26 protein-coding genes are annotated in these 25,732 nt (G+C 59.7%); 15 read left to right on the top strand and 11 right to left on the bottom strand.

Features of this window, described 5'->3' with window-relative positions; genetic code table 11:
- Positions 1–31: 31 nt before the first annotated feature.
- The 6 genes from H9Q10_RS04490 to H9Q10_RS04465 all read left to right on the top strand — a co-directional run bounded on the left by H9Q10_RS04490 (position 32) and on the right by H9Q10_RS04465 (position 5,939).
- On the top strand, positions 32–1,456 hold the full coding sequence (locus H9Q10_RS04490) for a phosphatase PAP2/dual specificity phosphatase family protein (RefSeq protein ID WP_197902835.1): 1,425 nt from the start codon (positions 32–34) through the stop codon (positions 1,454–1,456).
- 182 nt (positions 1,457–1,638) lie between these two features.
- Entirely contained in the window at positions 1,639–2,019 is a 381-nt protein-coding gene (locus H9Q10_RS04485; protein ID WP_197902834.1) for a hypothetical protein, read from the top strand.
- 194 nt (positions 2,020–2,213) lie between these two features.
- Positions 2,214–2,912, top strand: a complete 699-nt coding sequence (locus H9Q10_RS04480; RefSeq protein ID WP_197902833.1) for a lysophospholipid acyltransferase family protein — start codon at positions 2,214–2,216, stop codon at positions 2,910–2,912.
- Positions 2,909–3,898, top strand: coding sequence for a phosphatidate cytidylyltransferase (locus H9Q10_RS04475; protein WP_197902832.1), 990 nt, complete (start codon positions 2,909–2,911; stop codon positions 3,896–3,898). The genes H9Q10_RS04480 and H9Q10_RS04475 overlap by 4 nt, the downstream gene beginning before the upstream one ends.
- A gap of 201 nt (positions 3,899–4,099) precedes the next feature.
- On the top strand, positions 4,100–5,368 hold the full coding sequence (locus H9Q10_RS04470; RefSeq protein ID WP_197902831.1) for an NRAMP family divalent metal transporter: 1,269 nt from the start codon (positions 4,100–4,102) through the stop codon (positions 5,366–5,368).
- A 145-nt stretch (positions 5,369–5,513) separates the two neighbouring features.
- A complete protein-coding gene (locus tag H9Q10_RS04465) occupies positions 5,514–5,939 on the top strand; it encodes a hypothetical protein (protein WP_197902830.1) in 426 nt (141 codons plus the stop codon).
- Positions 5,940–6,040: 101 nt separating this feature from the next.
- Here the strand turns inward: H9Q10_RS04465 and H9Q10_RS04460 are convergent, their stop codons facing one another.
- Positions 6,041–7,672: a CTP synthase gene (locus tag H9Q10_RS04460; protein ID WP_197902829.1), complete on the bottom strand. Its 1,632-nt coding sequence runs from the start codon at positions 7,670–7,672 to the stop codon at positions 6,041–6,043.
- A gap of 222 nt (positions 7,673–7,894) precedes the next feature.
- Here H9Q10_RS04460 and gmk point away from each other — a divergent pair, with 222 nt between their 5' ends.
- From gmk to H9Q10_RS04440, 4 genes are all read left to right on the top strand, one after another.
- Complete coding sequence (gene gmk / locus H9Q10_RS04455; protein ID WP_197902828.1) at positions 7,895–8,512, top strand: guanylate kinase; 618 nt, start codon at positions 7,895–7,897, stop codon at positions 8,510–8,512.
- 84 nt (positions 8,513–8,596) lie between these two features.
- On the top strand, positions 8,597–8,803 hold the full coding sequence (gene rpoZ, locus H9Q10_RS04450; RefSeq protein WP_197902827.1) for a DNA-directed RNA polymerase subunit omega: 207 nt from the start codon (positions 8,597–8,599) through the stop codon (positions 8,801–8,803).
- A 12-nt stretch (positions 8,804–8,815) separates the two neighbouring features.
- Positions 8,816–11,344 carry a RelA/SpoT family protein gene (locus H9Q10_RS04445; RefSeq protein ID WP_238480137.1) on the top strand — a complete coding sequence of 843 codons (2,529 nt, stop codon included), beginning with the start codon at positions 8,816–8,818 and terminating at the stop codon, positions 11,342–11,344.
- A gap of 123 nt (positions 11,345–11,467) precedes the next feature.
- Entirely contained in the window at positions 11,468–11,746 is a 279-nt protein-coding gene (locus tag H9Q10_RS04440) for a DUF3079 domain-containing protein (protein ID WP_197902826.1), read from the top strand.
- A gap of 209 nt (positions 11,747–11,955) precedes the next feature.
- Here the strand turns inward: H9Q10_RS04440 and rpsO are convergent, their stop codons facing one another.
- From rpsO to nrdG, 6 genes are all read right to left on the bottom strand, one after another.
- Positions 11,956–12,225: a 30S ribosomal protein S15 gene (rpsO, locus tag H9Q10_RS04435; RefSeq protein WP_003823508.1), complete on the bottom strand. Its 270-nt coding sequence runs from the start codon at positions 12,223–12,225 to the stop codon at positions 11,956–11,958.
- 339 nt (positions 12,226–12,564) lie between these two features.
- Entirely contained in the window at positions 12,565–13,341 is a 777-nt protein-coding gene (locus H9Q10_RS04430) for a TrmH family RNA methyltransferase (protein ID WP_197902825.1), read from the bottom strand.
- A 107-nt stretch (positions 13,342–13,448) separates the two neighbouring features.
- Positions 13,449–13,937 carry a hypothetical protein gene (locus tag H9Q10_RS04425; RefSeq protein WP_197902824.1) on the bottom strand — a complete coding sequence of 163 codons (489 nt, stop codon included), beginning with the start codon at positions 13,935–13,937 and terminating at the stop codon, positions 13,449–13,451.
- Positions 13,938–14,017: 80 nt separating this feature from the next.
- Positions 14,018–15,058: a PTS sugar transporter subunit IIC gene (locus H9Q10_RS04420; RefSeq protein ID WP_238480136.1), complete on the bottom strand. Its 1,041-nt coding sequence runs from the start codon at positions 15,056–15,058 to the stop codon at positions 14,018–14,020.
- A gap of 301 nt (positions 15,059–15,359) precedes the next feature.
- Positions 15,360–17,168, bottom strand: a complete 1,809-nt coding sequence (gene nrdD, locus H9Q10_RS04415; RefSeq protein WP_197902823.1) for an anaerobic ribonucleoside-triphosphate reductase — start codon at positions 17,166–17,168, stop codon at positions 15,360–15,362.
- Positions 17,169–17,214: 46 nt separating this feature from the next.
- Complete coding sequence (gene nrdG / locus H9Q10_RS04410) at positions 17,215–17,769, bottom strand: anaerobic ribonucleoside-triphosphate reductase activating protein (protein WP_197902822.1); 555 nt, start codon at positions 17,767–17,769, stop codon at positions 17,215–17,217.
- 465 nt (positions 17,770–18,234) lie between these two features.
- On the opposite strand from nrdG, the gene H9Q10_RS04405 reads away from it, so the two are divergent.
- From H9Q10_RS04405 to H9Q10_RS04390, 4 genes are all read left to right on the top strand, one after another.
- Positions 18,235–19,425, top strand: coding sequence for a hypothetical protein (locus H9Q10_RS04405; RefSeq protein WP_197902821.1), 1,191 nt, complete (start codon positions 18,235–18,237; stop codon positions 19,423–19,425).
- Positions 19,412–20,077 carry a hypothetical protein gene (locus H9Q10_RS04400; protein ID WP_197902820.1) on the top strand — a complete coding sequence of 222 codons (666 nt, stop codon included), beginning with the start codon at positions 19,412–19,414 and terminating at the stop codon, positions 20,075–20,077. The genes H9Q10_RS04405 and H9Q10_RS04400 overlap by 14 nt, the downstream gene beginning before the upstream one ends.
- A gap of 102 nt (positions 20,078–20,179) precedes the next feature.
- Positions 20,180–20,737 (top strand): hypothetical protein, encoded by a 558-nt coding sequence (locus tag H9Q10_RS04395; RefSeq protein ID WP_238480135.1) that lies wholly within the window; start codon positions 20,180–20,182, stop codon positions 20,735–20,737.
- A gap of 277 nt (positions 20,738–21,014) precedes the next feature.
- On the top strand, positions 21,015–21,971 hold the full coding sequence (locus tag H9Q10_RS04390) for a tRNA dihydrouridine synthase (RefSeq protein ID WP_197902819.1): 957 nt from the start codon (positions 21,015–21,017) through the stop codon (positions 21,969–21,971).
- 81 nt (positions 21,972–22,052) lie between these two features.
- On the opposite strand, the gene H9Q10_RS12330 is transcribed toward H9Q10_RS04390, so the two are convergent.
- On the bottom strand, positions 22,053–22,121 hold the full coding sequence (locus H9Q10_RS12330; RefSeq protein ID WP_420841838.1) for a hypothetical protein: 69 nt from the start codon (positions 22,119–22,121) through the stop codon (positions 22,053–22,055).
- On the opposite strand from H9Q10_RS12330, the gene H9Q10_RS04385 reads away from it, so the two are divergent.
- Positions 22,102–22,770: a TIGR02117 family protein gene (locus tag H9Q10_RS04385; RefSeq protein WP_420841837.1), complete on the top strand. Its 669-nt coding sequence runs from the start codon at positions 22,102–22,104 to the stop codon at positions 22,768–22,770. The genes H9Q10_RS12330 and H9Q10_RS04385 overlap by 20 nt on opposite strands.
- A gap of 330 nt (positions 22,771–23,100) precedes the next feature.
- Here H9Q10_RS04385 and pncC read toward each other — a convergent pair whose 3' ends face one another.
- From pncC to H9Q10_RS04370, 3 genes are read right to left on the bottom strand one after another with little or no spacing between them, the layout of a single operon-like run.
- Entirely contained in the window at positions 23,101–23,574 is a 474-nt protein-coding gene (gene pncC / locus H9Q10_RS04380; RefSeq protein ID WP_197902817.1) for a nicotinamide-nucleotide amidase, read from the bottom strand.
- A 13-nt stretch (positions 23,575–23,587) separates the two neighbouring features.
- Positions 23,588–24,094: a dihydroneopterin triphosphate diphosphatase gene (gene nudB, locus H9Q10_RS04375; protein WP_197902816.1), complete on the bottom strand. Its 507-nt coding sequence runs from the start codon at positions 24,092–24,094 to the stop codon at positions 23,588–23,590.
- On the bottom strand, positions 24,091–25,539 hold the full coding sequence (locus H9Q10_RS04370; protein ID WP_197902815.1) for a mechanosensitive ion channel family protein: 1,449 nt from the start codon (positions 25,537–25,539) through the stop codon (positions 24,091–24,093). The genes nudB and H9Q10_RS04370 overlap by 4 nt, the downstream gene beginning before the upstream one ends.
- Between the last annotated feature and the right edge of the window lie 193 nt (positions 25,540–25,732).

The raw sequence follows: 25,732 nt of genomic DNA, 5'->3' as shown, positions 1-25,732 counted from the left end.
GAGAGAGTGCAAGCAAGCGCCAAGCCGCATCATGAAACCCACCCTGAAAACCTCATTCTTCAAGCTCGTTTTGGTCGGTGCGCTGTTCTACACCAGCTACGGCCTGTCCAACCGTTACGCGGCGGCTTTGGACTATGTTCCCGAAATCGCTTTTGCATGGGAGGCCGGCATTCCGTTTTGGGCTTGGACTATTGTGCCGTATTGGTCGCTGAACCTGATGTATGCGGCGGCATTTTTTCTTTGCCGCGATGTGCGCGAACAAAACCGCTATATTCTGCGGCTGGTGGCGGCGCAAATTGTGGCGACTGTCTGTTTCGTGCTGTTCCCGCTGCGTTTCGGCTGGCCCAAGCCGCCTGCCGACGGGCTGTCGGGCTGGCTGTTCGATTCGCTGGCGGCATTCGATTTGCCGTATAACCAGGCGCCGTCTTTGCATATCGCGTTGGCGGTGATTGTCGGCGCGTTTTATTGGACGCGGTTTCCCAAAATCCGCCTGCCGCTTTTGCTGTGGCAGAGCCTGATTGCTTTGTCGGTGTTGACGACTTACCAGCACCATTTTATCGACGTACCGACCGGCGCGCTGCTGGGCTGGCTGGTGCTGTGGGCGGTGCCGCAACAGGGGAAAACGCCTTTGGGACGGTTTGGGGACACGCAAGGTCGTCTGAAAACGAGCGCAGAGAGTTTCGCCAAAACGAGCGCAGAGAGTTTCGCCCAAACGAGTGAAGCGAGTTGCGCCAAAACAGACGAAATGTGTTTCTACGATATTGAAACCTTATCCGCAACACGTTCACGCGCAATCAAAATTTCTGCGCTGTATTTTGCAGGCGCGCTGCTGACGGTTCTGCCTGCACTCTGCGGCGGCGCATGGCTGTGGACTTTGTGGGCGGGCGTATCTTTATTGCTGGTCGCTTTCGCTTATGCGTCAGGCAACGCGGCGGTTCTCCAAAAACAGGAAAACGGCAGATTGTCGGCGGCGGCAACGGTTTTGCTGCTGCCTTATCTGGCGGGCGTGCGGCTGAACATGGCTTATTGGCTGCGCGGCAAGGCGAAGACGGCAAGGGTGCGCGAGGAGGTATGGATCGGCAGTGTGTCAGCAATTTCAGACGACCTTCCTGCCGTCTTGGACGTATGCGCCGAATACCCCTGTCCCCGTTATCAAGGCGGATACCGCCGCCTGCCGCTGCTGGATATGGTTTCTCCGTCTGCAAGCGATTTAGTACAGGCGGCGCGGGCAATGGAAGTATTGCGCCTGCAATACGGCAAGGTTTTGGTCTGCTGCGCGCTGGGTTACGGGCGAAGCGCGGCAGTCGTCCTCACTTGGCTCATGGCCTACGGCGGTTGCCGCGATTTGGCGCAGGCCGTGGCGGAACTGAAACAGGCGCGGCCGCAGGCGGTATTGCCCAAGGAAACGGTAAAAGCGGCAGAAGCGGCGGCAGGTCGTCTGAAACAGGCTACCTGAAAAGTTTTGCGGAAATATAGTAGATTAACAAAAACTGGTACAGCGTTGCCCTGCCTGAACTCAAAGCGAACGATTTTCTAAGGTGCTGAAGCACCCGGTCAATCGGTTCCGTACTGTTTGTACTGTCTGCTGTTTCGTCGCCTTGTCCTGATTTTTGTTAATCCACTATAAAAAGGCAAAACATGAACACCACACCGACAACCGACAGCCTGATTGCCGCCCGCCTGCTTGCTACTGCCCGCTATACCGCTGCGTTCAATGCATTGCTGCTTGCCCTGTCCGCACAACAGGGCGGGGCGTGGGCGGCGGTGCAGCTTGTTTTGGCGGCGGCGTTGCTGTATTGCCACATCCGCATCGGCTTCGACCGCCGCGTGTTTCAAGATTTTGCCGAAGGCCGCTATACGCCCGAAGCCTTCGACCAAACCTTGCGGCAAACCGGTTTGCGGCGTATTTCAGATGACCTTTCCATGCCGCGCAGGATAGCCGGTGCGCTGGCATGGTGGCGCAAAAGCCTGTACCTGTCCGCCGTCCAATCCGTCGTCTTCCTGATACAAGTCCTCTGAATCCCCTGTCTCGGCATACAGGGCTGCACCGATTTGACCGCATCCTGCCGCCCGAATCAAACCGATTTCTACAATCTTGAAAGACGGGGTTTTGCAACGGATTGACCGGATTCCGTCATAACATCAGCCCGTCTGACCTGACCATCCGCGGTTGGACATCAGGAACGCGCTATCCGACATCTTAGGAAATTTTGATGAAAAATATTCTTAAAAAACAACTTGCCTGGCTGACCGACCAAGCCTTGTGCCTGTCGGTATCATTCCTGACCGGCGTGCGCCCCAAAAGCCCGCGCGAGCTGGCTTTCAACCCGCAGCAGAAAGTGTATTACGCCAACCACGGCAGCCACGGCGATTTCGTGTTGGTATGGATTTCCCTGCCGCGCCGCTGGCGCTTGTCCACGCGTCCCGTTGCCGGTTCGGACTATTGGCTGACCGGCAGACTCAAACGCTTCATCATCCAGAACGTCTTCAACGCGCTTCTGATTCCGCGCCACAGCGACAATCCGCAGGCCATTACCGAACAAATGCACCGTGCGCTCGAAGCGGGCGACTCGCTGATCATCTTCCCCGAAGGCACGCGCAATACCGACGACAACGAAATCCTGCTGCCTTTCAAATCAGGCATTTATCACTTGGCGAAAAGCAGGCCCGACACCGAGTTCGTACCGATATGGATAGACAACATCAACCGCGTCCTGCCCAAAGGCAAGGTATTGCCCGTACCGCTTTTGTGCGAAGTCCACATCGGCGAAGCGCTGACCCTGCGCGAAAACGAAGATAAAGAAAGTTTCTTAAACCGCAGCCGCGAAGCCCTGCTGGCATTGAGGTCGTCTGAAAATACACCTGAGAACGGGCGCAGTGAGATCCATCAAAATAAAGGAGCAGCATCGTGAGCTTCGTCAACACATCCGCCCAAGTCGTTAGCGAACAAGCCGCCGCACACCTGACTCCGCAGGCGGGCTATATCTTTACCGGCGTATTTGCCGTCTTGCTCTTCGCCAGCGTAATCGGCCAATGGCTCAAACGCCGACACGGCGCCGACAACGCCACCATCGCCAACCTCAACGCCCGCATCTACGCCTGGTGGCTGATGACGCTGGTGCTGCTGGCGGCGTTCTGGTTCGGCAAAACCGGCACGGTGGTGCTGTTTTTCCTGATTTCCTTCGCCGCCCTGCGCGAATTCATGACCCTCGTTTACCGGCGCCGCAGCGATTATTACAGCATGGTCGTCTGCTTTTACCTGCTTCTGCCGGTGCAATACTATTTCGTGTTTGACGAATGGTACGGCATGTTCAGCATCTTTATCCCCGTCTATGGCTTCCTGATACTGCCGATCGTCGCCAGCCTGAGCGGGCAGACCGCCCATTTCCTCGAACGTGCCGCCAAGACGCAATGGATGGCGATGATCTGCATTTTCTGTCTCTCCCATGTTCCCGCACTGATGTTTCTCAACTTGGACGGCTTCGACAGCAGCGGCAACATTCTGCTGCTGATTTTCCTCATCGGCGTGGTACAGGCTTCCGACGTATTGCAATACGTTTGGGGCAAGCTCGTCGGCGGTGCCAAAATCATGCCATCGCTGTCCCCGTCCAAAACCGTATCCGGTACGGTCGGCGGCATTTTGTCCGCCACAGCCCTCGCCGCGCTGATGTCGCCGATTACCCCGTTCACTCATTTCCAAGCCGCCCTGATCGGCTTCATCATTTGTCTGATGGGTTTCTTCGGCGGGCTGGTAATGTCCGCCATCAAACGCGACTACGGCGTCAAAGACTGGGGCAATATGATACGCGGCCACGGCGGCATGCTCGACCGCGTCGATTCCATCTGCTTCGCCGCGCCGATTTTCTTCCACATCGTCCGTTATTTTTGGCACGGCTGACAATGGGCAAAAAGCGATAGCAGGCTACCTGAAACCCGTTTGATAAAATATCATGCCAATAAATTAATTATTTCCATTTAAATTTCCATTATTTTGTAAAAATAACACACAAAATAGCTGAAACTTTATCGGCGCGCATTTTGATTTACGTTAAAATGCGCCCTTTTTTTGTGAAGGCCGCCCCAACGGGCGGAGAAGATAATGTCTGAACAACATACACACGCTTCCACTTGGAAAAGTAAAATCAACGCGCTGGGCCCCGGCATCATGATGGCTTCAGCCGCAGTGGGCGGCTCGCACCTCATCGCCTCCACCCAGGCCGGCGCGCTCTACGGCTGGCAGCTGGCGCTGATCATCATCCTCACCAACCTGTTCAAATACCCCTTCTTCCGCTTCAGCGCGCACTACACGCTGGACATGGGCAAAAGCCTGATTGAAGGCTATGCCGAGAAAAGCCCTGTTTACCTGTGGGTGTTCCTGATTTTGTGCGTGGCCTCGGCCACCATCAACGCCGGCGCAGTGGCCGTGGTCACCGCCGCCATCGTGAAAATGGCGATTCCCTCGCTCACGCTGGACACGGGCGCCATCGCCGCGCTGGTGATGCTTTCTTGCCTGATTATCCTTGCCAGCGGCCGCTACAAGGCTTTGGACAACGTTTCCAAAATCATCATCGTGAGCCTCACCATCGCCACCGTGGCCGCCGCCGCCATCGCCATGTCGCGCGGTATGCAGATGAAGCCCGGCTTTGTCGAACCCACGCCGTGGACGCTGGCAGGCTTGGGCTTCCTGATCGCGCTGATGGGCTGGATGCCCGCGCCGATTGAAATTTCCGCCATCAATTCGCTGTGGGTAACCGAAAAACAGCGCCTCAACCCCTCCAGCTACCGCGACGGCATTTTCGACTTCAACGTCGGCTTCATCACCAGCGCCGTGTTGGCCGTGGTGTTCCTCGCCCTGGGTGCCTATGTACAATACGGCAACGGCGAAGAAGTGCAGATGGCGGGCGGCAAATACGTGAACCAGCTGATCAATATGTATGCCGTTACCATCGGCGACTGGTCGCGCCCGCTGGTGGCCTTCATCGCCTTCGCCTGCATGTACGGCACCACCATCACCGTGGTAGACGGCTACGCCCGCGCCATTGCCGAGCCCATCCGCCTGCTGCGCGGCCGCGACAAAACCGGCAACATCGAGCTTTTCGCCTGGAATATCTGGGTGGCCGGCTCCGGCCTGGCCGTGATTTTCTGGTTCAACAGCGCCATGGCCGAGCTGCTCAAATTCGCCATGATCACCGCCTTCCTCGCCGCCCCCGTGTTTGCCTGGCTGAACTACCGCCTGGTGAAAGGCGACAAACGCCACAAGCTCACCGCCGGCATGAACTTCCTCGCCATCATCGGCCTGATCTACCTTACCGGCTTCACCCTGCTCTTCCTGCTGGATTTGAGCGGCCTGTTGGATTCCCTCAAATAAACATCAGCCGCCAAGTAAAAGGCTACCTGAAAATGCAGCTTCAACGCAGTTAAACCGAAGCTAATTTTTCAGGTAGCCTTTTGCTTGCCAACCCATCCTACCGCCTGTATTATTCCTTGTAATTTCAAACAGCAAGGAGCAAAACATGCATACAGCACTCCCTCCCCCGCGAGTTAAAAATCTGCCGCGCTTCGGCCTGATTGCCGCCGCCGTTTTCCTGATGGCCGGCTGCGCCACCCTCGACGACACCATGCAGCGCCACGTCGGCCAGCACATCAACGAAGTGTTCCGCGAACACGGCGGCCGCCCCAATGCCGGACGCCGCAAAGTGGGCAACAACCGCTACGCCTACACCTACCAATACTACCGCACCCGCTACGCCGGCCGCCAAAACCTCGGCACCCAACAAAACCCCGGCATGCTCACCGGCCAAACTACCTATTACGCCGACGTCTGCTACGGCCGCAACCTCTACCAAACCTACTACACCGACGCCAACGACATGGTGGTGGACTACCATTGGGAGTCCACCGGCGAACAGCGGATTAGCTGCAACGACCTCCAAAACTAAGCCCAGTGCCGCCAAACTCGCAGCATAACCAGCCCATATTTGAGGCTACCTGAAAATCCGAATTGCGTTTTCAGGTAGCCTTTATTCAATCACACACGCGCCTATTCCTTATGCTGCAAGGCCGCCTTGATAAACGAAGTAAACAGCGGGTGCCCTTTGCGTGGAGTGGAAGTAAATTCCGGGTGGAACTGGCTGGCGAAGAACCAGGGGTGCTCGCCCTGCGGCAGCTCCATGGTTTCCACCAGGCGTTCGCGCCCGCTGGATACGCCGCTCACCACCAGGCCGGCCTGCTCCAGCGCGGGCACGAAATGGTTGTTTACCTCGTAGCGGTGGCGGTGGCGTTCTTTGATGCGGGTGCTGCCGTACACGGTGGCGGCCAGGCTACCGGGCACAAGCTCCACCTCCTGCGCGCCCAGGCGCATGGTGCCGCCCAAGCCGGTGTGCTCGTTGCGCGTTTCCACCGCGCCGTCGGCGGTTTGCCATTCGTCGATCAGCGCCACCACGGGATAGGGGGTTTTCAAATCAAATTCGGTGGAGTTGGCGCCGGCCATGCCGGCCTGGTGGCGGGCGAACTCGATCAGTGCAATCTGCATGCCGAGGCAGATGCCCAAATAGGGCACTTTGTGTTCGCGGGCATAGCGGGCGGCGGCAATCTTGCCTTCCACGCCGCGCACGCCGAAGCCGCCGGGCACGAGGATGGCATCGAAGTTTTTCAGGCAGCCAGTGCCTTCCTTTTCGATGTTCTCGCTGTCGATATAGGTGATGCGCACTTCGGTTTCGGTGTGGATGCCGGCGTGCTTCAGGGCCTCGCTGAGCGATTTGTAGGATTCGGTGAGGTCCACGTATTTGCCCACCATGGCGATGTTGGCGGTGTGCTTCGGATGCTCGATGGCATACACGATTTTGCGCCATTCGGTGAGGTCGGCCTGCTGCACATTGAGCTGGAGCTGCTCGCAAATGGCGTCGTCGATGTTCTGCCCGTGCAGCATTTCGGGGATTTTGTAGATGCTGTCGGCGTCGTAGCAGCCGATCACGGCGCGCTCTTCCACGTTGCAGAACAGGGCGATTTTGCGCCGCTCTTCTTCGGGCAGCGGCCTGTCCATGCGGCAGATGAGCACGTCGGGCTGGATGCCGATTTCGCGCAGCTCTTTCACGGAATGCTGGGTGGGCTTGGTTTTGATTTCGCCGGCGGCGGCGATGTAGGGCACATAGGAAAGGTGCACAAACAGGGTGTTGGCACGGCCGAGCTGGCTGCGCATCTGGCGGATGGCTTCCAAGAAGGGCAGCGATTCGATGTCGCCCACCGTGCCGCCGATTTCCACCAGCGCCACTTGCGCATCGCCCGCGCCTTCGTGGATGCGGCGTTTGATTTCGTCGGTAATGTGCGGGATCACCTGCACGGTACCGCCCAGATAGTCGCCGCGCCGCTCTTTGGCGATCACGTTTTCATACACCTGCCCGGCGCTGAAGCTGTTGGCGCGGGTGAGCGTGGTGTTGATGAAGCGTTCGTAGTGGCCGAGGTCGAGGTCGGTTTCGGCGCCGTCTTCGGTTACGAACACTTCGCCGTGCTGGAAGGGGCTCATGGTGCCCGGATCCACGTTGATGTAGGGATCCAGCTTGAGCATGGTTACCTTCAGCCCGCGCGATTCGAGGATGGCCGCAATAGAAGCGGCGGCGATACCTTTACCCAATGAAGATACCACGCCGCCGGTTACGAAAATAAATTTGGTCATGATGCAATGCCCGTTTTGGAAAGTGCGATTTTACCCCGTTTCCCGCAAAAGCAAAAGCGCAGGGAGCTGCGGGTTTTCAGGTAGCCTCCGGCCCGCCCGCGCCCGGATAAGGCTGCCTGAAAACCCCGTTCCGCCGCCGGCCAAGCCCGGCCCGCGCCCTTTCAAAGCACTGAACGCTATGCGATAATACGCCCGAGTTCTCATTCCAATATTCCCCACACCATGCAAGGCAATATTTTCGTTATCTCCGCCGCCTCCGGCACCGGTAAAACCACGCTGATTTCCCGGCTGCTCCAGCACCACGCCGACATCCGCGTGTCCGTGTCGCATACCACCCGCGCCCCGCGCCGCGGCGAGGAAAACGGCAAGCACTACCACTTCGTGAGCGTGCCCGAATTCGAGCGCATGATAGAAGACAGCCAATTTGTGGAATACGCCCGAGTGTATGGCAACTACTACGGCACCAGCACCCAAAGCCTGGAAGGCCTCACCCGCCAAGGGGTAGACGTCATCCTCGAAATCGACACCCAAGGCGCCGAGCAAATCCGCCGCCAGCTGCCGCAGGCGCACAGCATCTTCATCGCCCCGCCCTCGCTGCACACCTTGGAGCAACGCCTGCGCCAGCGCGCCGCCGACACGCCCGAAGTGATTGCCCGGCGGCTGGCCGAAGCCCGCAGCGAAATCGAGCAGGCCGCCCTGTTCGACTACCTCGTGGTGAACGACGACCTCGTGGCCGCCGAAAACGCCCTGCTGCACATCATCAAATCCCAGCGCTTCCGCCGCGAAAACCAAGAGCCCGTTGTGCACCAATTGCTCGCGGGCAGCGGCGAAAACGCCTGATATTTTTCAGGTAGCCTATCCGCCTAAAGAGGCTACCTGAAAACTCTTTATCCTTTTTCATCAACACAACACAAGGAACACACCATGGCACGTATTACCGTAGAAGACTGCGTCGGCCGCATCCCCAACCACTTCAACCTCACCCTGGCCGCCGCCTACCGCGCCCGCCAGCTCGCCAACGGCTCCATGCCCCTGGTAGACGACGTCCGCAACAACAAGCCCACCGTCACCGCCCTGCGCGAAATCGCCGCCGGCCAAATCGGCGAAGAAATCCTCTCGCGCAACAAGTAAGCCCGAGCCGCCATGATTGCCGCCAGCATCGGTTACGATCCCCACGTCTCCGCCTTGCGGGAAGCCCTGTTTGCCCAAACAGGCTACCTGAAAAAGATGGAGCGCTGGGCGCTGTTGGAAGCCGCCTGCGCCTACGCATACCAAACCGCCGAGCAGCAGGGGCACACCGGCAAGCTCACCCGCGCCTTCGAGCTCGCCACCGCACTGGCCGAAGAGAAACAGCGCGTGCACGCCCTGTGCGCCGTGCTGATCCAAACCGCCATGGAAGATCTCGGCACCCAGGCCGACCTCGCGCGGCTCCAGCCCCAGTTCGGCGACGTGTGCACTGAAATCATCCGGCATCTCGACACCACCGGCAGCGAAGGCCGCGAAGCCCAGCTCAACCGCTGCCGCCGGCAAATCAACGAAGTTTACCACCTCATCATCGAGCGCAGCCGCCAAACCCTGCTGCGCGCCGCAGGCTACCTGAAACCCGAAGAGCAAGCCCTGCTCAACCGCGCCTGCGATTTCGGCATCCGCGCCCACCAAAACCAATTCCGCAACAGCGGCGTGCCCTACATCACCCACCCCATGGCCGTCGCCCAGCAGCTGGCCGAATGGCACATCGACGCCCAAGGCCTGTGCGCCGGCGTGCTGCACGACGTGCTCGAAGACACCGGCACCAGCAAAGAAGAGCTCGCCGCCGAATTCGGCCAAGCCATCGCCGACATGGTGGACGGCCTCTCCAAGCTGGAAAAACTCGAATACGACAGCCAGGCCGAGCACCAGGCCGAAAGCTTCCGCAAGCTCATCATGGCGATGACTAAAGACATCCGCGTCATCATCGTCAAGCTTTCCGACCGCCTGCACAACATGCGCACGCTGGACGCCAAAAAGCCCGACAGCCGGCGCCGCATCGCCCGCGAAACACTGGAAATCTACGCCCAGCTCGCCAACCGCATCGGGTTGAACCACGCCTACCGCGAACTGCAAGACCTCTCCTTCAAATACCTGCTGCCCAACCGCTACGCCGTGCTCGAGCGCGCCCGCGAAGCCAGCCGCCGCAACCGCCGCGACGTGGTGGGCAAAGTGCTGAGCGCATTCAGCCAGCGCCTGGTGAGCGCCAACATCGAAGCCAAAATCCGCGGCAAAGAGAAAAACCTCTACAGCATCTACAAGAAAATGCAGGAAAAAAACCTGCGTTTCTCCGAAGTGATGGACATCTACGGCTTCCGCGTGATTGTGAACAACATCCCCGCCTGCTATGCCGCCCTCGGCGCACTGCACAGCCTCTACAAGCCCAAGCCCGGCCACATCAAAGACTACATCGCCATCCCAAAAGCCAACGGCTACCAAAGCCTACACACCACCCTCGTCGGCCCCTTCGGCCTGCCGATAGAAGTGCAGATCCGCACCCGCGAGATGGACAAAGTGGCCGAAGAAGGCGTGGCCAGCCACCTGCTCTACAAAAACGCCGAAAACGACCCCGCCGCCCAGCGCACCCACCAATGGCTGCAAAACATCCTCGACTTCCAAGCCCAGGGCGACAACGCCATCGAATTCCTCGAGCACGTTAAAGTCGATTTGTTCCCGCGCGAAGTGTATGTGTTCACCCCCAAAGGCAAAATCCTTGTGCTGCCCGAAGGCGCCACCCCCGTGGATTTCGCCTACGCCGTGCACACCGACATCGGCCACCGCTGCATCGCCGCCCGCGTAAACAACACCATGGTGCCCCTGCGTACCCGCCTGCGCACCGGCGACAGCGTGGAAATCATCACCTCCAACATCGCCCGCCCCAATCCCGCCTGGCTCAATTTCGTTATCTCCGGCCGCGCCCGCAGCGCCATCCGCAATAAGCTCAAACACATCGACCGCAGCGACGCCGTGCGCCTCGGCGAACAGCTCCTCCATCGCGCCCTCACCGGCCTCCTGCCGCAAGATTTGCTCCTCTCCGAAGACCTCAAACAAAGCTACCTCGACGACCTCAGCCGCAAAAACACCAGCTTCGAAGACATCCTCTACGACGTGGGTATGGGCCGGCTCGCCCCCGTCTCCGTGGCCATGCACATCGCCGAGATCGCCGGCAAACAGCCCAACAGCAGCAGCGTGAAAATCGCCCCCATCAGCGTGGGCAGCAGCGACAGCGGCCGCATCCAGCTCGCCCCCTGCTGCCGCCCCCTCCCCGGCGACAGCATCAAAGCCCTCCTGGTGAAAGACCACGGCCTCATCATCCACCGCGACAGCTGCCCAAACACCCTCAAAGCCCCGCCCGAGCAGCAGCTAGACGCCAACTGGGATGGCATCGAACAAAAGAAAACCTACCCCGCCAGCCTCACCGTATCCGCCAAACGCGCCCACGGCCTGCTCGCCGCCATGGCGCAAGCCGTATCCGGCCACGGCGCCGACATCGAATCCGTCGACACCCTCTCCTCCGCCCAGGAAAACAGCGACGGCTTCATCGAATTCCGCTTCAACCTCCAAGTGGCCGACCACGACCAGCTGGGCAAAATCATCCACGCCCTGCACACCATCCCCCAAGTGCGCCAAGTACGGCGCCTGTGAAGGCCCGCCCATCCGGATTTTCAGGTAGCCCCATATCAGGCTACCTGAAAACCCCAAAGCAGGCTCTTACGGCAAAACACAAAGCCGCCAGATAAAACAAACAACGATACCCAGCACACCATCATGGCAAAAAAATTCCCCATCCACCCCAAACATCCCGAACGCATCTGCTGGGGCTGCGACAAATACTGCCCCGCCGCCGACCTGCAATGCGGCAACGGCTGCGAACGCATCCAACACCCCATTGAAACCGACGGCCCCGACTGGTACAAAACCGGCGACTGGAGCAACCTCCTCAGCGAAGCCCAACAAATCGAACTCGGCCTCAAACCCGCGCCCGCCCCCGAAACCCCGTCCAAACCCGCCAAACCCCATATCAAACTGCCCCTCAAACAGCATTAGCCCAAAAATTTCAGGTAGCCCCAATAAAGGCTACCTGAAACTTAACAGGCTACCTGCCACACTCCCGCAGGAAGAGCAGCAATCCGCAGATTTATCTATTTATTACGCCCTTTCCACTTTCAGGCAGCCACATCCGAAAGGCTACCTGAAAACCAAAAACCGTGCCGCCGGAACACATCCGGCGGCACGGTTTTCACTTGGGCAACAGATTACTTACGCAGGTTCAGGCGGGTAATCACATCGCGGTAGGTGTCCACATCGGTATTGCGCAGATAGGCCAGCAGGCGGCGGCGGGCGCTCACCATTTTCAGCAGGCCGCGGCGGCTGTGGAAATCTTTCGGGTTGGCTTTAAAGTGCGGAGCCAAATCGTTGATGCGGAAAGTCAGAAGGGCGATTTGCACCTCGGAAGAGCCGGTGTCGCCTTCTTTGCGCTGGAAATCTTTGATGATTTGCGCTTTTTGTTCTACGGTCAGTGCCATAATAAAACTCCAAAAAATATGCCTTGCGGCGGACAAGCTGGCCGAGCCGGAAAACCCGCGCCAACTCCTGATGCCCGGCTTTCCAGCCAGGCAGGGCGCGGATTATGACACAAAACCGCCGCCGAAAACAGCCAAACGCGCAAACCTGCACCAATCTGACACCGCCGCGCAACCAAAAGGCTACCGAAAGCGCAGCTTCAACCAAATTAAAACGATGCCTGTGCGCAGCCCAAGCTGAGTTTCTGCGAAGCGAAAGCGCAAGCTTCAACAGAGTTAAAACGCAGCGCAGTTTCTGCAAAGCTAAAATTTTCAGGTAGCCTTTTAGTACTTCCCATCACATTACAACCGCTGCCGCATCTGCTCAAACAAACACACCGTCGCCGCCATCGCCACATTCAGCGATTCGGTGTGCGGCGTCATCGGGATGTGCACGCAGCGGCTGGCCAGCGCCAGCATGGTTTCGCTCGCGCCCGCGCCTTCGTTGCCGAACAGCCAGGCAGCCGGCGCGCGCAAGTCGCAATCATACAGGCTCACGCTGTCGCGGTGCAGCGCCGTGGCCAAGAGCGGCACGCGGCATTGCGCGCGCCACGCCGCCAAATCCGCCGCCGTGTGCAGGCGCAGCGCAAAATGTGCCCCCATGCCCGCACGCAGCACCTTGGGCGACCACACATCGGAGCAATCCGCCGACAACACCACCTGCCCCACGCCCGCCGCCGCCGCGCTGCGCAAGATCGTGCCGATATTGCCCGGGTCTTGGATGCGCTCCAGCACCACGCAGTCGGCCTGCCCGTCAAACGGCGCGCTCGGCGGCAGGGCGATCAGCGCGGTGATTTCCTCGGCATCGGTGAGGCTGGTGATTTTCTGCAGGGCCGCGCCCGCCGTTTGCACCACGCGCCCGGGCGGCAGCTGCGCCAGCAGCCGCGCGGTTTCCGGCTGCTGCATTTTCCCCGCCGGCACATAGGCTTGCAGCACCTCTCCGCCGGCCTGCAAATAGGCGGCCAACAAATGCGCGCCTTCCAGCACGGCCTGTTGCTGTTCACGGCGTGCGCGCGCGCTGCGCAGCAGCTTGGCCAGATGTTTGAGCGCGGGGTTTTGGGCGGATTCGATGGTGTTCATGGCGGCGGATTATAGCCGATTCAAATCGGGCTTAGGCATGCGTGAAAACGAAGAGGCTACCTGAAAACTGTTTTTTCCGTTTTCAGGTAGCCTCTTGGCCGAAGGGCTTATTCAAGCGCCCGCTTCAGCTGCTCGTGCAATTTCAGATAGCTTTCGCGCGGAAACGGGTGTTCGCCCCAGCGCCGCAGGTATTCTGCTTCGCCGATGTGGCAATAAAGATGGTGCAGAATCCGGTGGATTTTCCCGGCCAGCTCATGGCGCGGCATCCGCCCCCGCCACAGGGTTTCCTGCCCTTGGGCGGTAAAGCCGAAGCTGAAAAACCAATCGGCGGAATGCAAAAGCAGCAGCTCGGCATCGGGGCTGCCTTCTGCCGCATACGCCAGCAGCGCCAGCTCGCCCGGCTCGTCGAGAAACAGAACTTTCTGCTCGGTGATGCGCCCGCCATTTTGCAGCGCCACGCCCAAAGCGGCCAAATCGCCGAGCGAATCGTGCAGGTAGGAAACCGCCTGCTTGAAGTTTTGCCCGCCATACGCCACGCTCACGCCGGCCCAGCCCGCATCGTGCAATTCATAGGCAATATCGAAACCGCCGCCCATCCTTCCTCCCGCATTCCATCCAAGCCGATAGCCAAGGCTACCTAAAAACAGCTTTTCCCGTTTTCAGGTAGCCTCATCCGCTACACATCAATCCGATAGTCTTCCGGCGCAATCCATTTGAGCCTGCTCACAAACAGCCAATCCGCCGCAAACGCCCCGGCCACCGGCACCACCACAAACACCAGCAGCGACACGGCCAGCTGCCCCGCGCCCCAGCCCGCCAGCTTCAAATGGTTCACCGGGCCGATAAGGCCGCTGATGCCGAAACCCGCGCTGAATTCCGTGCCCTGAATGTGGAACAGCGAAGCCAGTATGCCCGCCAGCGCCGCATTGAGCACAATCGGCAGCAAAAGCTTCGGTTTAGCCACGATATTGGGCATGGAAAGCTTGGGCGAGCCCACGAAATGCGCCGCGCACGTGCCCAAAGGGTTCACCCGCCGCCCCGCCACCGCCAGCGAAAACGCGCAGGCGCAAATGCCCAAATTGGCCGCACCCGAGCCCACCCCCGCCAGATGAATCGCCGTGGCAATCCCCACCGACGACACCGGCGACACAATCAGGCAGGCAAACGCCACCGCAATCAGCACCGCCATCAGCGTCTGCTCCAGCGTGAGCAGGTGCGCGATCCAGGCGCCCAAGAGCTGCGAAAAGGCGATGAAATACGGGAAAGCCAGCCGCCCCAGCGTGCCCGCCGCAAACAGGCACACCGTCGGAATCACCAAAATCGCATAGCCGCGCACCCGGCTTCTCAGCAGCAAAATCAAGCCCGCCGCGATGCCGGCGGTGAACACCATGGTGAAAATATCGCCCGTGCCCTTGATTTGGATGCCGCTTTCCGCAAAGCGCACCGCCCCGCCGGCAATCATCGTGGCTAACCCCACCGAAACCGATTCAATCGGCGTGAACTTAAACATATAGCCGATGGCCACGCCCACGGCAATGCCGACCATGCCATTGGTGGCGCCGATCATCTGCGTGAGCACCGAGAGCGGCTCGCAATACGGCGTGAGCGCCTTCACCAGCTCGCCCAGCAGCGCGCCCGGCACGAGCGCCACCACAATGCCCAAGGCCGAGCCGTTGAGCAGGTTCATCATGAAGGATTTGGCTGTGAGCTTATCCATATTCTCCCCTCCGCATCAAAGCTGTTATGTTGCCGGGCAATATAACGCCGCCGGCAAAAGCACGTCAAATGAGGCAGCCCCGCCATCAAGGCTACCTGAAAATCAAAATCTGCCTGAAGCCGGAAATTTTTTCAGGTAGCCTCATTCGGCCTGCCTTCCTTTCCAATCAGTAAAAAAACACGCCGGAAAAATCCGGCGTGCCTGACGATGATTTCAGGTAGCCCGAAGGGAGGGAAAAGGCTACCTGAAAATGCCGGCCGGGCGGCGGATGGAGGAATAGCCGCCCGGCCAAACCCTTTTTCTAGGCCACTTTGCGCCACTTCTGCTTCTGCTGCGCCTCACGGTGGTAATGCCTGAGCGCGTGTTCTTTGCGCCGTCCGCTTGAGAAAGCGGAGACGCGTTTCAGGTAGCCGATGACGCGGGTGCCGTAGTCGATGTCGTGGCTGCCGCAGGCGGAGCAGGCGTGTAAGGTACGTTTGTCGATGTGGCCGCATTCGTTGCAGATGGTGATGCGCACGTTCACGCAGAAGTAGTTGCAGCCGGTTTGCGCGGCGATGTCCAACAGAGAGCGGTAGCCGGATTCGGGCAGGGCCTCGTCCAGATTCAGGTGCAGCGCGGAGCCGCCGTCGAGCCAGTCCACCATTTCTTTGCCGTGCAACAGGAATTTATCGAGCGCGTTGATTTCTTCGTCTTCGACAACGTAGAAATAGGAGTTGTAGCAGTCGCGGCTGACTTTGTAGCCGTCGGCTTTGTCCCATTTGGCGTTTTTCACGCCGAGGTTTTCGGCGGGGACGAATTCGGTGTTGAACTTCACGCCGTAATGTTTACTGGCGGCTTGGTTGGCTTCAAAGATGGTTTTCAGACGACCTTGGACAAAGCTGACGTAGTCTTCGTTGTAGCCGACTTGGATGCCTTGTGATTCGGCGGCTTCCGCCATGCCGTTGATGCCGATGGTGAGGAACTGTTTGTCCAGCGTGATGAAGCCTGCATCGTAAACGGGCAGCATGCCAGCGGCCTGGTATTCTTCCATCAGCTTGCGGTAGGCGTATTGGTATTTGTGGATTTTGGCCACTTCGGCGGCGAGGTCGCGCCCATCCTGTTCCAAGCGGTTCATATTGAGGGTGATGACGTTGATGGAACCGGTCGCCACGCCGCCCGCGCCGAGGGTGTAGCTGAACGTGCGGTCTTCAATGGCATTGCGCAGGCGGCAGCAGGAGGCCAGCGAATCGGGGTTGTCGGAAAGATAGACGAAGAAGGAATTGCCTTCCGCCAATTCTTTCGCCATTTCGTCGGCGAACACGGTGTCTTTGCATTTGCCTTGGTCGGTCAGCATGGCAGCGGTAACGACGGGGAAAGTCAAAACGGCTTTGGTGCGCTCTCGGTTGAACCATTTGAGGAAGAAGTTTTGCAGCTTTGCCACGCTGTCCCAAACGGGTTTGGAGAAATCGGGGAACACGAAATCGCCGAACATCGCATCGAAATAGTATTGATCATAAACGGAAATATTCCAGAATACGCTCTGATAGCCGCGTGCGGCAGCGGGCTGGTTGATGCTGTACACGACCTGCTGCATATGGTTGGCGATTTCTTTGGCATGGGTTTCCAGATAGTCGTCGCCGTAGTCTTTGCGGGCGAAATAGTCGAAATAGGTTAAGAATTCCACAGTCGCCACCGCCCCGGCAAACTGCGCGCTGATGGCGAACACAAGATTGATAAACGAGCCGCAGAACGAAGCCAAATGCTGCGGCGCTTTGGATTCGCCGCCGAGCTTGGTCAGGCCGTCGAGCAGGAAGGGATAGAGCGTGGCGGATACGCAATAGGGCTTCAGGCTGGTTTCATCGTGCACATAGATTTCGTGCGCTTCGATTTGGCGGATGTATTCGTCGGCAACGGATTGGTCGAAGATCTCGGCGATTTTGCGCGACACCTGGGCGCGGTTGATCTGCACGAAGAAGTCTTTCATCAGCTCGGCTTCCATCGTGGCGATGTTTTTCTGCGTCACGTTGGCGTTGGCGTCCAATTTGGAGCCGTCGGCCGCGTTGTGCGCGTTGATGTAGTCGTGCATGAATTGCAGTTTGCCGTTGAGCTGCTCGGAATCCAGCCGGATCATGTTTACTCTCCTGATTTTTTATGGTTGGATGGGTGAAAATTGCCGGCTAAGCCGGCTGGGGATGGGCGCCTTGGGCGGCCAGCGGCGGGCGTTGCACCAAGGGGATAACGGGGCGGCGGGGCGCGGCCTGCTCGTCGATAAACAAATGGTTGAGCACTTCGCCGGTGCGTAAATCAATAAAGCGCTGGTTGGTGTCGGGGCTGTCGAGGCCGCCGAGCTCCATTTTCCAGCGGCCGGTTTTGAGATAGGTGAGCTGCGGGATGATGGCGATGGAGGCGCGTTCCAGCTCGTCTTGCTCCAGGCCGGTGTAGAGGCAGCTGTGCAGGCCGGCTTCGCGCACGGCTTGCAAGAGCGGCAGCAGTTTTTCAGGTAGCCACTCGCCGCCCATAAACAGCACGCAGCTAATCAGGCCGCGATAGCGCGCCAGGCGGCTTTGCAGGTATTCAAGCGTTAATTCCGTACCCAAACTGCCTTTCCAGCTATCGGCGCTGTGGCAGCCTTTGCAGCGCAGCGGGCAGCCGGAAAACAGAAACGCCAGCGACACTTCGCCCGGCACTTCCTGCCACACCACCTGCTCCCGGGTAAATTTCAGCGTTTCCATAGACCTATCCTTAAAAATACAACATATAGTGCTTAAATTTTCCTCAAACACTATATGTTGTGGTGGATTGTCGTGCTTTGGCCGGAAAAACGCAAGCGGTTTTGCCGTTAAATCGAGTTAAGATGAGAGCGATTATCAGATGAAACCGGCAACTGTTCTGTGGTCGGATTTTTGTGTAACCCAAGATTTGAGGTGCTTTCGGTGGCGTTGTCCTAAGCGATTGTTTCCTTCTGAAACAATCCTGCCAACGCCATAGGTTTTGATTTGACGCAAACGTGTGCCGGATTGCCGAAGCACCGCCGTACCACAAGATAAAGGCTACCTGAAAATTCTTTTTCAGGTAGCCTCATAAGCCAAGCGTTTGCCCGTGTTGCCACCCAAACCCATTGGAAAACTTAACGCAATTAGGCATAATACCGCACGCTTTTGCGTAAGCACACATTTCATTTCCTGAAAGGTTTCTCCATGAACAAACTCGCCCTGCTGCCGATTTTGGCCGCCCTTTCCCTCCCCGCCTTCGCCGCCGACGGCTATCTCGCCGATCAGGCTTTGCGCCACAGCGAAATCATCAAAGGCGAAGACCCTGCCGCCAGCCTGCTATTTGAGCGCACCGTGCGCATCGAACAAGGCCAGAGCAACACCACCCCGCTCGATGTGAAAGCCGGGCAGGTTTATACCGTGTTTGCCGACTGCGCCGCCAACTGCAACAATATCGGCTTCAGCATCACCCAAGGCCGCAGCACCCTGTTCCGCAAAGCGCGCGGCGACGGCGCCCGCTTCACTTGGCAGGCCGAGCGCGACGGCCGCGTGGAGCTCAACACCGAAATGAAAGACTGCAACCGCAACCGCTGCCGATCCATGGTGCAGGTGTTTGCCGGCGGCAAAGTGAGCAACAGCGACAGCGCCGGCACCCTGCCCGCCGCCCAACAACGCAACCGCGAACAAACACGGGAGCTCGACAAAGACAGCCGCGAGCTGCCCCTCATCAGCGGCAGCCTGGCCGACGGCCAAAGCCGCAGCGTCGATCTCGAGCTCACCCCCGGCAAGTATTACACCGTTTTCGGCAACTGCGATGAGAACTGCGAAGACCTCGACCTCACCCTGCTCTCCGACGGCATCGCCATCGACGCCGACACCGACAGCGACGACGTGCCCGCGTTGCGCTTCAAAGTCGAAACCGGCAGCCGCCGCCAGCTCAAAATCAGCATGGAAGACTGCGACGCCGACACCTGCGCCTATTCCGCCCAAGTCTTCGAAAGCAGCAGCAACACCGACCCCTCCCTGCTGCGCGCCCAGCGCACCAACGTAGAAGCCGTGCATAACCGCGACCCCGAAGCCCGCGTATTCCTCCTGCGCCAGCGGAGCCTGGCCCGAGGCCAAAGTTACACCGAGCAGCTCAACCTCACCGCCGGCAAAGTCTATACCTTCTTCGGCGACTGCGACGAACAATGCTCCGACATCGACCTCACCCTGCGCCTCAACGGCCGCATCGTGAAACAAGACGTATTGCACGACAGCGTGCCCCTGTTCAGCTACCGCGCCCCCCGCAGCGGCAGCTACAGCGTTACCCTGCCCATGAAAGAATGCAGCAGCAGCACCTGCGCCGCCAGCATCCACATCTTCGAAGGCAGCAAAATGGTGTATGACCGCCAATAAACCTTTGAGGCTACCTGAAAATATTTTTTCAGGTAGCCCCTATCCGCAGTACCTTTCCCAACCAAACCAAAGGAAAACAACGATGAAACAATATTTCGCCCTCGCCGCCCTCGCCGCCACCCTGGCCGCCTGCTCCAGCAGCACCCCGCCTGCCGCCAGCGCAGATGCCGCACCCGAGCATCAGCCCCAGCAGATCGAACAACCGGTTGAGCAACCGGCCACCCGCTCCATCCTCGAGCAAGCCCACGCCGTAAACCGCGAAGTCGTGCTCAATCAGGCCGACCCAAGCGCCAAAGAGCTTTCCCTGCAAGAAACCACCCTCACCACCGGCCGCAGCCACACCCAAACATTCAACCTGCAAGCCGGCAAGTTCTACACCTTCTACGGCGACTGCGACGAAGGCTGCCGCAACCTCGACATGGAGCTGCGCAACAGCCGCAACGCCCGCGTGGCCGGCGACAACCTGCCCGACGACCAGCCCCTCTTCACCTACCAAGCTCCCCGCAGCGGCAGCTACCGCATCGTGCTGAGCATGAAAAACTGCGCCGACAGCAGCGGCTGCAAAGCCTCCATCCACGCTTTCGAAGGCAACCGCCGCGTGTACAACACCTTTACCCGCGAACAACCCCAACCCCGCCGCCGCGCCCGCTAAACCCTCAAACGGCCAAACCGCCCGCAAGCTCCCCCTTGCAGGCGGTTTTTCCCTTCCCTCTCAGCAACAACATGCAAAACAAAGCCAAACAATTAGCGTTTTTTGCCAATATGCAACAAACAATCCCTAGGTTTTGCCAAACCCACCACCAGCCATAGCTATTATCAATCCCATCCAGCCCTGCTTTCAGGTAGCCTGCACACTTTATTCCACCCTCCGCCCACCATGCTCCGCCCCGCTATCCTCCTGCCCATCCTCCTGCTTCTCGCCCTCCCTGCCCACGCCGGCAGCTGGCTGCCCCAAGCCCAACGCATGAACCGCGAAGCCGTACGCAAAGAAGACCGCCAAGCCAGGCAACACGAAATATTCCAAGGCCGCCTCTCCCAAGGCAGCGCCAAACCCCAGCAAATCAAACTGCGCGCCGGCAAACACTACACCTTCTTCGCCGACTGCGACCGCCACTGCACCGACATCGACCTCGCCCTGCTGCTCGACGGCCGCACCATCGCCGCCAACACCGACCCGCACGACGCCCCCATGTTCGGCTGGCACGCCCGCCAAAGCGGCAACTACACCCTCACCCTCACCATGCCCCACTGCTCCGCCGACCAATGCGCCTACAGCATCCAAGTGTTTGAAGGCAGCAAACCCATCCTATAGCTCCCAGGCGGCTATTTGCAGCCTGGCCGCTGCTCGTTGCGCCGCATTCTAATTTCATTGAAGCCCGCATTTTCAGGTAGCCCCTTCCCGCAATAGGCTACCTGAAAATTTTGCGGCCAGCCCAAACCCATCCCACGCCCGCAGCAGAAGCCAACGCAGCAAACCACAGGCCCCATCATCCCCCGCCAACCCGCTCTCCCAGCAGGCTACCTGAAAAAATACACAGCCAAACAAGCCCACGCGGTAAAATCCCCGTTTTGCACACCACCCCAGCCTCATGAACCTCATCCTCGCCCCCATGCAAGGCCTGCTCGACCCCGTCATGCGCCACCTGCTCACCCGCATCGGCGGCTACAGCGAATGCGTCACCGAATTCGTGCGCATCACCCACACCCTCCACTCCCGCGCCACCTGGCGGCGGCACATGCCCGAAATCGACCACGGCTGCCGCACCCCCGCCGGCACACCCTGCACCCTCCAGCTGCTCGGCAGCGACCCGGAAAACATGGCCGCCAACGCCTGCGCCGCAGCCGCCGCCGGCGCCCGCAAAATCGACCTCAACTTCGGCTGCCCCGCCCCCACCGTCAACAAACACCAAGGCGGCGCCATCCTCCTGCGCGAGCCCGAACGCATCCGCCAAATCGTCTCCACCGTGCGCCAAAGGCTGCCTGAAAACATCCCCCTCACCGCCAAAATGCGCCTCGGCTACGACAGCGACTACCTCGCCATCGAATGCGCCCAAGCCATCGCCCAAGGCGGGGCCGCCGCACTGGCCGTGCACGCCCGCACCAAAACCCAAGGCTACCGCCCGCCCGCACACTGGCCGCAAATCGCCCGCATCCGCCAAGCCGTCTCCATCCCCGTGATTGCCAACGGCGACGTGTTCAGTCTGGCCGACTACCTCGCCATCCGCCAAAGCAGCGGCTGCCACAGCGTTATGATCGGGCGCGGCGCCGTCATCACCCCCGACCTCGGCCGCCAAATCGCCCGCCACAACCAAGGCCTGCCGCCCCAGCCCGCCCCCTTCGCCGACTACCTCGTTTGGATGCGCCAATTCTTCCAGCTCTGCCGCCAAGCAGCCGGCGACACCCCCTACCCCGTCGCCCGCCTCAAGCAATGGCTCGGCATGATGAAACCCCACCACCCCCAAGCCGAACAGCTCTTCGCCCGGCTGCGCACCCTCACCGCCCCCGCCGATGTCGAACACCTATTGGAAAACTACCCAGCCGACTAACAACCAGGCTACCTGAAAACACCGCCAAAACCAAACCACGCCGCAGTTAAACCACAGCAGCACTTCTACAAAACAAATTTTTCAGGTAGCCCCAAGCCCACCATCCGTCATGCCCGCCCTCCGCCGCCTCATCCGCCGCAGCCTCCTCATCCTCGCCGCCCTGCTCCTGCTCTACGGCGCCGCCGTTTGGCTGCTGCCCCACATCAAAAGCCCCGGCCGCACAGAAGGCGAGCCCGAAATCACCGTCTGGCTCCTCTCCAACGGCGTGCACACCGACATCGTCGTCCCCACCGCCAACAGCGAAGCCGACTGGCGAGCCGTTTTCCCCGCTGAGCACACCCGCAGCCAAGAATACGCCCCCTGGCTCGCCATCGGCCTCGGCGACAAAAACTTCTACCTCAACACCCACACCTGGGCCGATCTCAGCCCCCGTACCGCCTTCCGTGCCGCTGCCGGCCTCTCCAGCAACGCCATCCACGCCACCTACCTGCACAGCCTAGAAGACTGCACCCGCTGCGCCCCCATCCGCATCAGCCGCCCCCAATACCGCCGCCTCGTTGCCTACATCCACCAAAGCCTGCAATGGCAAAACGGCCGCACCCGCCCCATCCCCACCCACATGGTCTACGGCGGTCACGACGCCTTCTACGAAGCCACCGGCAGCTACAACCTCTTCTACACCTGCAACACCTGGACCAACAGCGCCCTCAAAACCATGGGCGCCGACGCCGCCCTCTGGACCATCACCGAACAAGGCATCTTCCTGCACCATCCTCCCCGCCCCGCCGGCATCCCGTAGCCCGCCCCGCCATACGCCCACAAGAACAGGCCGGCCAGAAATTGCATCGCACCATTTCCAGCCAGCCTCACCGTCCGCATTGGAGGCTACCTGAAAACTGCCCGACAGCATGAAACCCAATCTACGTGAACAGCAAAGGGCTAGCATGCAGACAGCAAGCCGCAGACCGCTCAAACAATGCGGCATAGCAGGACAACGCCGTGGAAAATGCAATACCTTGGCCATATAACTTATTGGCGTAACAAGCCGCCGCTAACACAAGAAAGGCTACCTGAAAATGCCGTGCAGCATTTTCAGGTAGCCTTTCTTCGATGTTCTTCAGCGGGGAAACTAACGCTCCAGATACCGCTTCATCAGCATCAGCGCAAAGCGCACCGCCTGAGCGCGCACGGCTTCGCGGTCGCCTTGGAAGCGCTGCTCCTTCGCCCAAATGCGCTGCTTGGTGGCCAGGCCGAACCAAACGGTGCCCACGGGTTTGCCTTCGCTGCCGCCGTCGGGGCCGGCGATGCCGGAAATGCTCAGCGCGTAGTCGGCTTTGGTGGCGATGAGCGCGCCCAGGGCCATTTCGCGCACGGTTTCTTCGCTCACGGCGCCGTAATGGCTGAGGGTGGCGGCGTTCACGTTCAGCAGCTGCTGTTTGGCGTGGTTGCTGTAGGTGACGAAGCCGGTTTCAAACCAGGCGGAGCTGCCGGGCAGGCGGGTGAGCGCGGCAGCCAGCAGGCCGCCGGTGCAGGATTCGGCACAGGTGATGGTTTCGCCGCGTTCGGCCAGCTTTTGGGTAACTTCTTGCAGCAGGGTATCCATGGTAATCGCTCGTTTATTTGTTGGCCGTATCATGGCTTAAAGCGGGGGATGCCGTCAATTTTTCAGGTAGCCTGCCTTCGGTTTCGGCGGCCAGGCGCAACAGTGCTTCGCGGTTGGACGGGGAAAACACGAGCTCGGCGGCCTGGGCCAGCGGCAGCCAGCGCTGGGCACGGTGTTCGGCAGGGGCGGTGCGCACGGGGCGATGGGGAATCACGGCGGAGAAAACGTGCTCGATGTTGCGGGTGATGCCCGGGGCGTAGCGGTGGCGCCAATGCGGGTAGATTTCGTATTCGTTTTGGGTGTGCCAGTCGGCAAGCTGTGCGGGGGCGAGGCGGATGCCGGTTTCTTCGGCCACTTCGCGCAGGGCGGTGCTAAAGGGGGTTTCGCCTGCTTCGAGGCTGCCGGTTACGGATTGCCAGAAGCCGGGCGGGGACACGCGCTCGAGCAGGAGGGCTTGGCCGCAGCCGTCGTGCAGCACCACCAGCACGGATTCGGGGCGTTTGTAGGCGGGGCGGTTCATTGCGGCTGCTCCCCGCCGTTGTCGCCCACTTCGTCGGAGGCGGTATCGCCCTGCGCGCGGTAGCCGGCTTTGAGCAGGGCGGCGGCATCGGGCGAAAGGTCTTGGTTCAGGATGCGTACTTCGCGCTGCGGGAAGGGGAATTCGATGCCGACTTCGTTGAAGCGCTGCCACACGGTGAGCAGGATGGCGGAACTGAGGCCGAGAAAGCCGTTTTCCGGGTCGCGCACCCAGAAGCCGAGGCGCAAATTGACACCGTTATCGGCAAACTCAAGCAGATAGGCCTTGGGCGGCGGGTCGGTTTTCACCCGCTCCTGTGCGGCGGCGGCTTCCTGCAAAATCTGCAAGGCCTGCGCCAAATCGGTGTGGTAGGCTACCTGAACATCCAGGCTCTGCCACAGGGATTTGCCGGTGTAGGATTCGTTGACCACTGTGGAAGTGATGAAGGTTTCGTTCGGAATCAGCGCTTCCTGCCCGCTGCTGCTGCGCAACACCACGAAACGGGCGGTGATTTGCGTGACGTAGCCGGTGAAGCCGTTTACCGTGAGCCGGTCGCCGGGGCGCACCGAGCGGTCGCCCAAAATGATGAAGCCCGACACGTAATTGCTGGCAATCTTCTGCAAACCGAAGCCCAAGCCCACGCCCAGCGCCCCACCGAACACGGAAAGCACGGTTAAATCAATCCCCACCAGCGGCAGCGCAATCAGCACCGACAAAATCAGCAGAATGGTGCGCGCCAGCTTGGAAAGCACGATTTGCAGGTTTGGATCGAGCCGCTTGCTGCCCTTCAGGCGCGTGTCGATATAGCGCGACAGCCACATCGCACCCACCACCATCACGCCCACCCACAGCAGGCCGGTGAGCACCGTATAGAGCGAGAGCCGCGCCGAGCCCACCGAGAATTGCAGGCCGCGCAGCCAGGAAATAATCAAATCATCGATGCCGGAAGCCCACAGCAGGAAAGCCCCCCACAGCGCGGCGGCCAGCGAAGACTCCATCCGCGCGGAAAACCGGTTGGACGGAATGGCCGAATGAAACACCGCCAGCACCACCCGAATCAGCAGCATCCAACGCGCCGCCATCACCAGAAGCCGCAGCCACACCGCCGTGGCACCCAACAGCCCATACCACGCCACCAAGGCCGCCGCGCCGGCCAGCAGCATCAGCAGCGGCCAGCAGGTGCGCCGCCAGATATGGCGCAACAAGTAGGTTTGTCCATCGTCATCCGGCAACTTGGCCAGCAGCTTGCCGGCCAGGAAATACATGCCGAGCAAAATGCCGACGGCCAGCGCAAAATCCAGCCAGCCGCGCGTGCCGGAAAGGCTGCCGAGCAACTGGTTCAACCCGAACTCTTCGCGCGAAAACAGGGCGAGCAGATGCGATTTGCCGCTTTCGCCGAGGTTATCGAGCCATTCGGCGTTGTCGGCGGCAGTAAGCAGAGGGAGCATGGGGAATCCGTTTCTTAGCGGGTGGTGTGTGGTGGGTTGTGATTATAGCAAGGGGGTAAAGTTTTTCGTGGCAGATTTGGGATTAGGGGGATTTTCTTGCATACAAATCTTGCTGCGCCATGCTTTAACTTCGCCGAAGCTGACATTTTCAGGTAGCCTTTAGGGCGTGTACTAGCATATTGGCATGGCTTTA

This window comes from Eikenella glucosivorans (assembly GCF_016025525.2).
GTDB classification, from domain to species: Bacteria; Pseudomonadota; Gammaproteobacteria; order Burkholderiales; family Neisseriaceae; genus Eikenella; species Eikenella glucosivorans.
The sequence above is the reverse complement of the archived record's forward strand: the minus strand, read 5'-3'. Positions and strand labels throughout refer to the sequence as shown.

Bases quoted from the DNA above. Each gene is read 5' to 3' on its own strand.
- gmk (WP_197902828.1), top strand. From the start codon at position 7,895: ATGCAAGGCAATATTTTCGTTATCTCCGCCGCCTCCGGCACCGGTAAA.
- pncC (WP_197902817.1), bottom strand. From the start codon at position 23,574: ATGGATACCCTGCTGCAAGAAGTTACCCAAAAGCTGGCCGAACGCGGC.
- nrdG (WP_197902822.1), bottom strand. From the start codon at position 17,769: ATGGAAACGCTGAAATTTACCCGGGAGCAGGTGGTGTGGCAGGAAGTG.
- H9Q10_RS04430 (WP_197902825.1), bottom strand. From the start codon at position 13,341: ATGAACACCATCGAATCCGCCCAAAACCCCGCGCTCAAACATCTGGCC.
- rpsO (WP_003823508.1), bottom strand. From the start codon at position 12,225: ATGGCACTGACCGTAGAACAAAAAGCGCAAATCATCAAAGATTTCCAG.
- nudB (WP_197902816.1), bottom strand. From the start codon at position 24,094: ATGAACCGCCCCGCCTACAAACGCCCCGAATCCGTGCTGGTGGTGCTG.
- H9Q10_RS04470 (WP_197902831.1), top strand. From the start codon at position 4,100: ATGTCTGAACAACATACACACGCTTCCACTTGGAAAAGTAAAATCAAC.
- H9Q10_RS04390 (WP_197902819.1), top strand. From the start codon at position 21,015: ATGAACCTCATCCTCGCCCCCATGCAAGGCCTGCTCGACCCCGTCATG.
- H9Q10_RS04445 (WP_238480137.1), top strand. From the start codon at position 8,816: ATGATTGCCGCCAGCATCGGTTACGATCCCCACGTCTCCGCCTTGCGG.
- H9Q10_RS04460 (WP_197902829.1), bottom strand. From the start codon at position 7,672: ATGACCAAATTTATTTTCGTAACCGGCGGCGTGGTATCTTCATTGGGT.
- H9Q10_RS04420 (WP_238480136.1), bottom strand. From the start codon at position 15,058: ATGGATAAGCTCACAGCCAAATCCTTCATGATGAACCTGCTCAACGGC.
- H9Q10_RS04480 (WP_197902833.1), top strand. From the start codon at position 2,214: ATGAAAAATATTCTTAAAAAACAACTTGCCTGGCTGACCGACCAAGCC.
- H9Q10_RS04490 (WP_197902835.1), top strand. From the start codon at position 32: ATGAAACCCACCCTGAAAACCTCATTCTTCAAGCTCGTTTTGGTCGGT.
- H9Q10_RS04440 (WP_197902826.1), top strand. From the start codon at position 11,468: ATGGCAAAAAAATTCCCCATCCACCCCAAACATCCCGAACGCATCTGC.
- H9Q10_RS04485 (WP_197902834.1), top strand. From the start codon at position 1,639: ATGAACACCACACCGACAACCGACAGCCTGATTGCCGCCCGCCTGCTT.
- rpoZ (WP_197902827.1), top strand. From the start codon at position 8,597: ATGGCACGTATTACCGTAGAAGACTGCGTCGGCCGCATCCCCAACCAC.
- H9Q10_RS04400 (WP_197902820.1), top strand. From the start codon at position 19,412: ATGACCGCCAATAAACCTTTGAGGCTACCTGAAAATATTTTTTCAGGT.
- H9Q10_RS04465 (WP_197902830.1), top strand. From the start codon at position 5,514: ATGCATACAGCACTCCCTCCCCCGCGAGTTAAAAATCTGCCGCGCTTC.
- nrdD (WP_197902823.1), bottom strand. From the start codon at position 17,168: ATGATCCGGCTGGATTCCGAGCAGCTCAACGGCAAACTGCAATTCATG.
- H9Q10_RS04370 (WP_197902815.1), bottom strand. From the start codon at position 25,539: ATGCTCCCTCTGCTTACTGCCGCCGACAACGCCGAATGGCTCGATAAC.
- H9Q10_RS04405 (WP_197902821.1), top strand. From the start codon at position 18,235: ATGAACAAACTCGCCCTGCTGCCGATTTTGGCCGCCCTTTCCCTCCCC.
- H9Q10_RS04425 (WP_197902824.1), bottom strand. From the start codon at position 13,937: ATGGGCGGCGGTTTCGATATTGCCTATGAATTGCACGATGCGGGCTGG.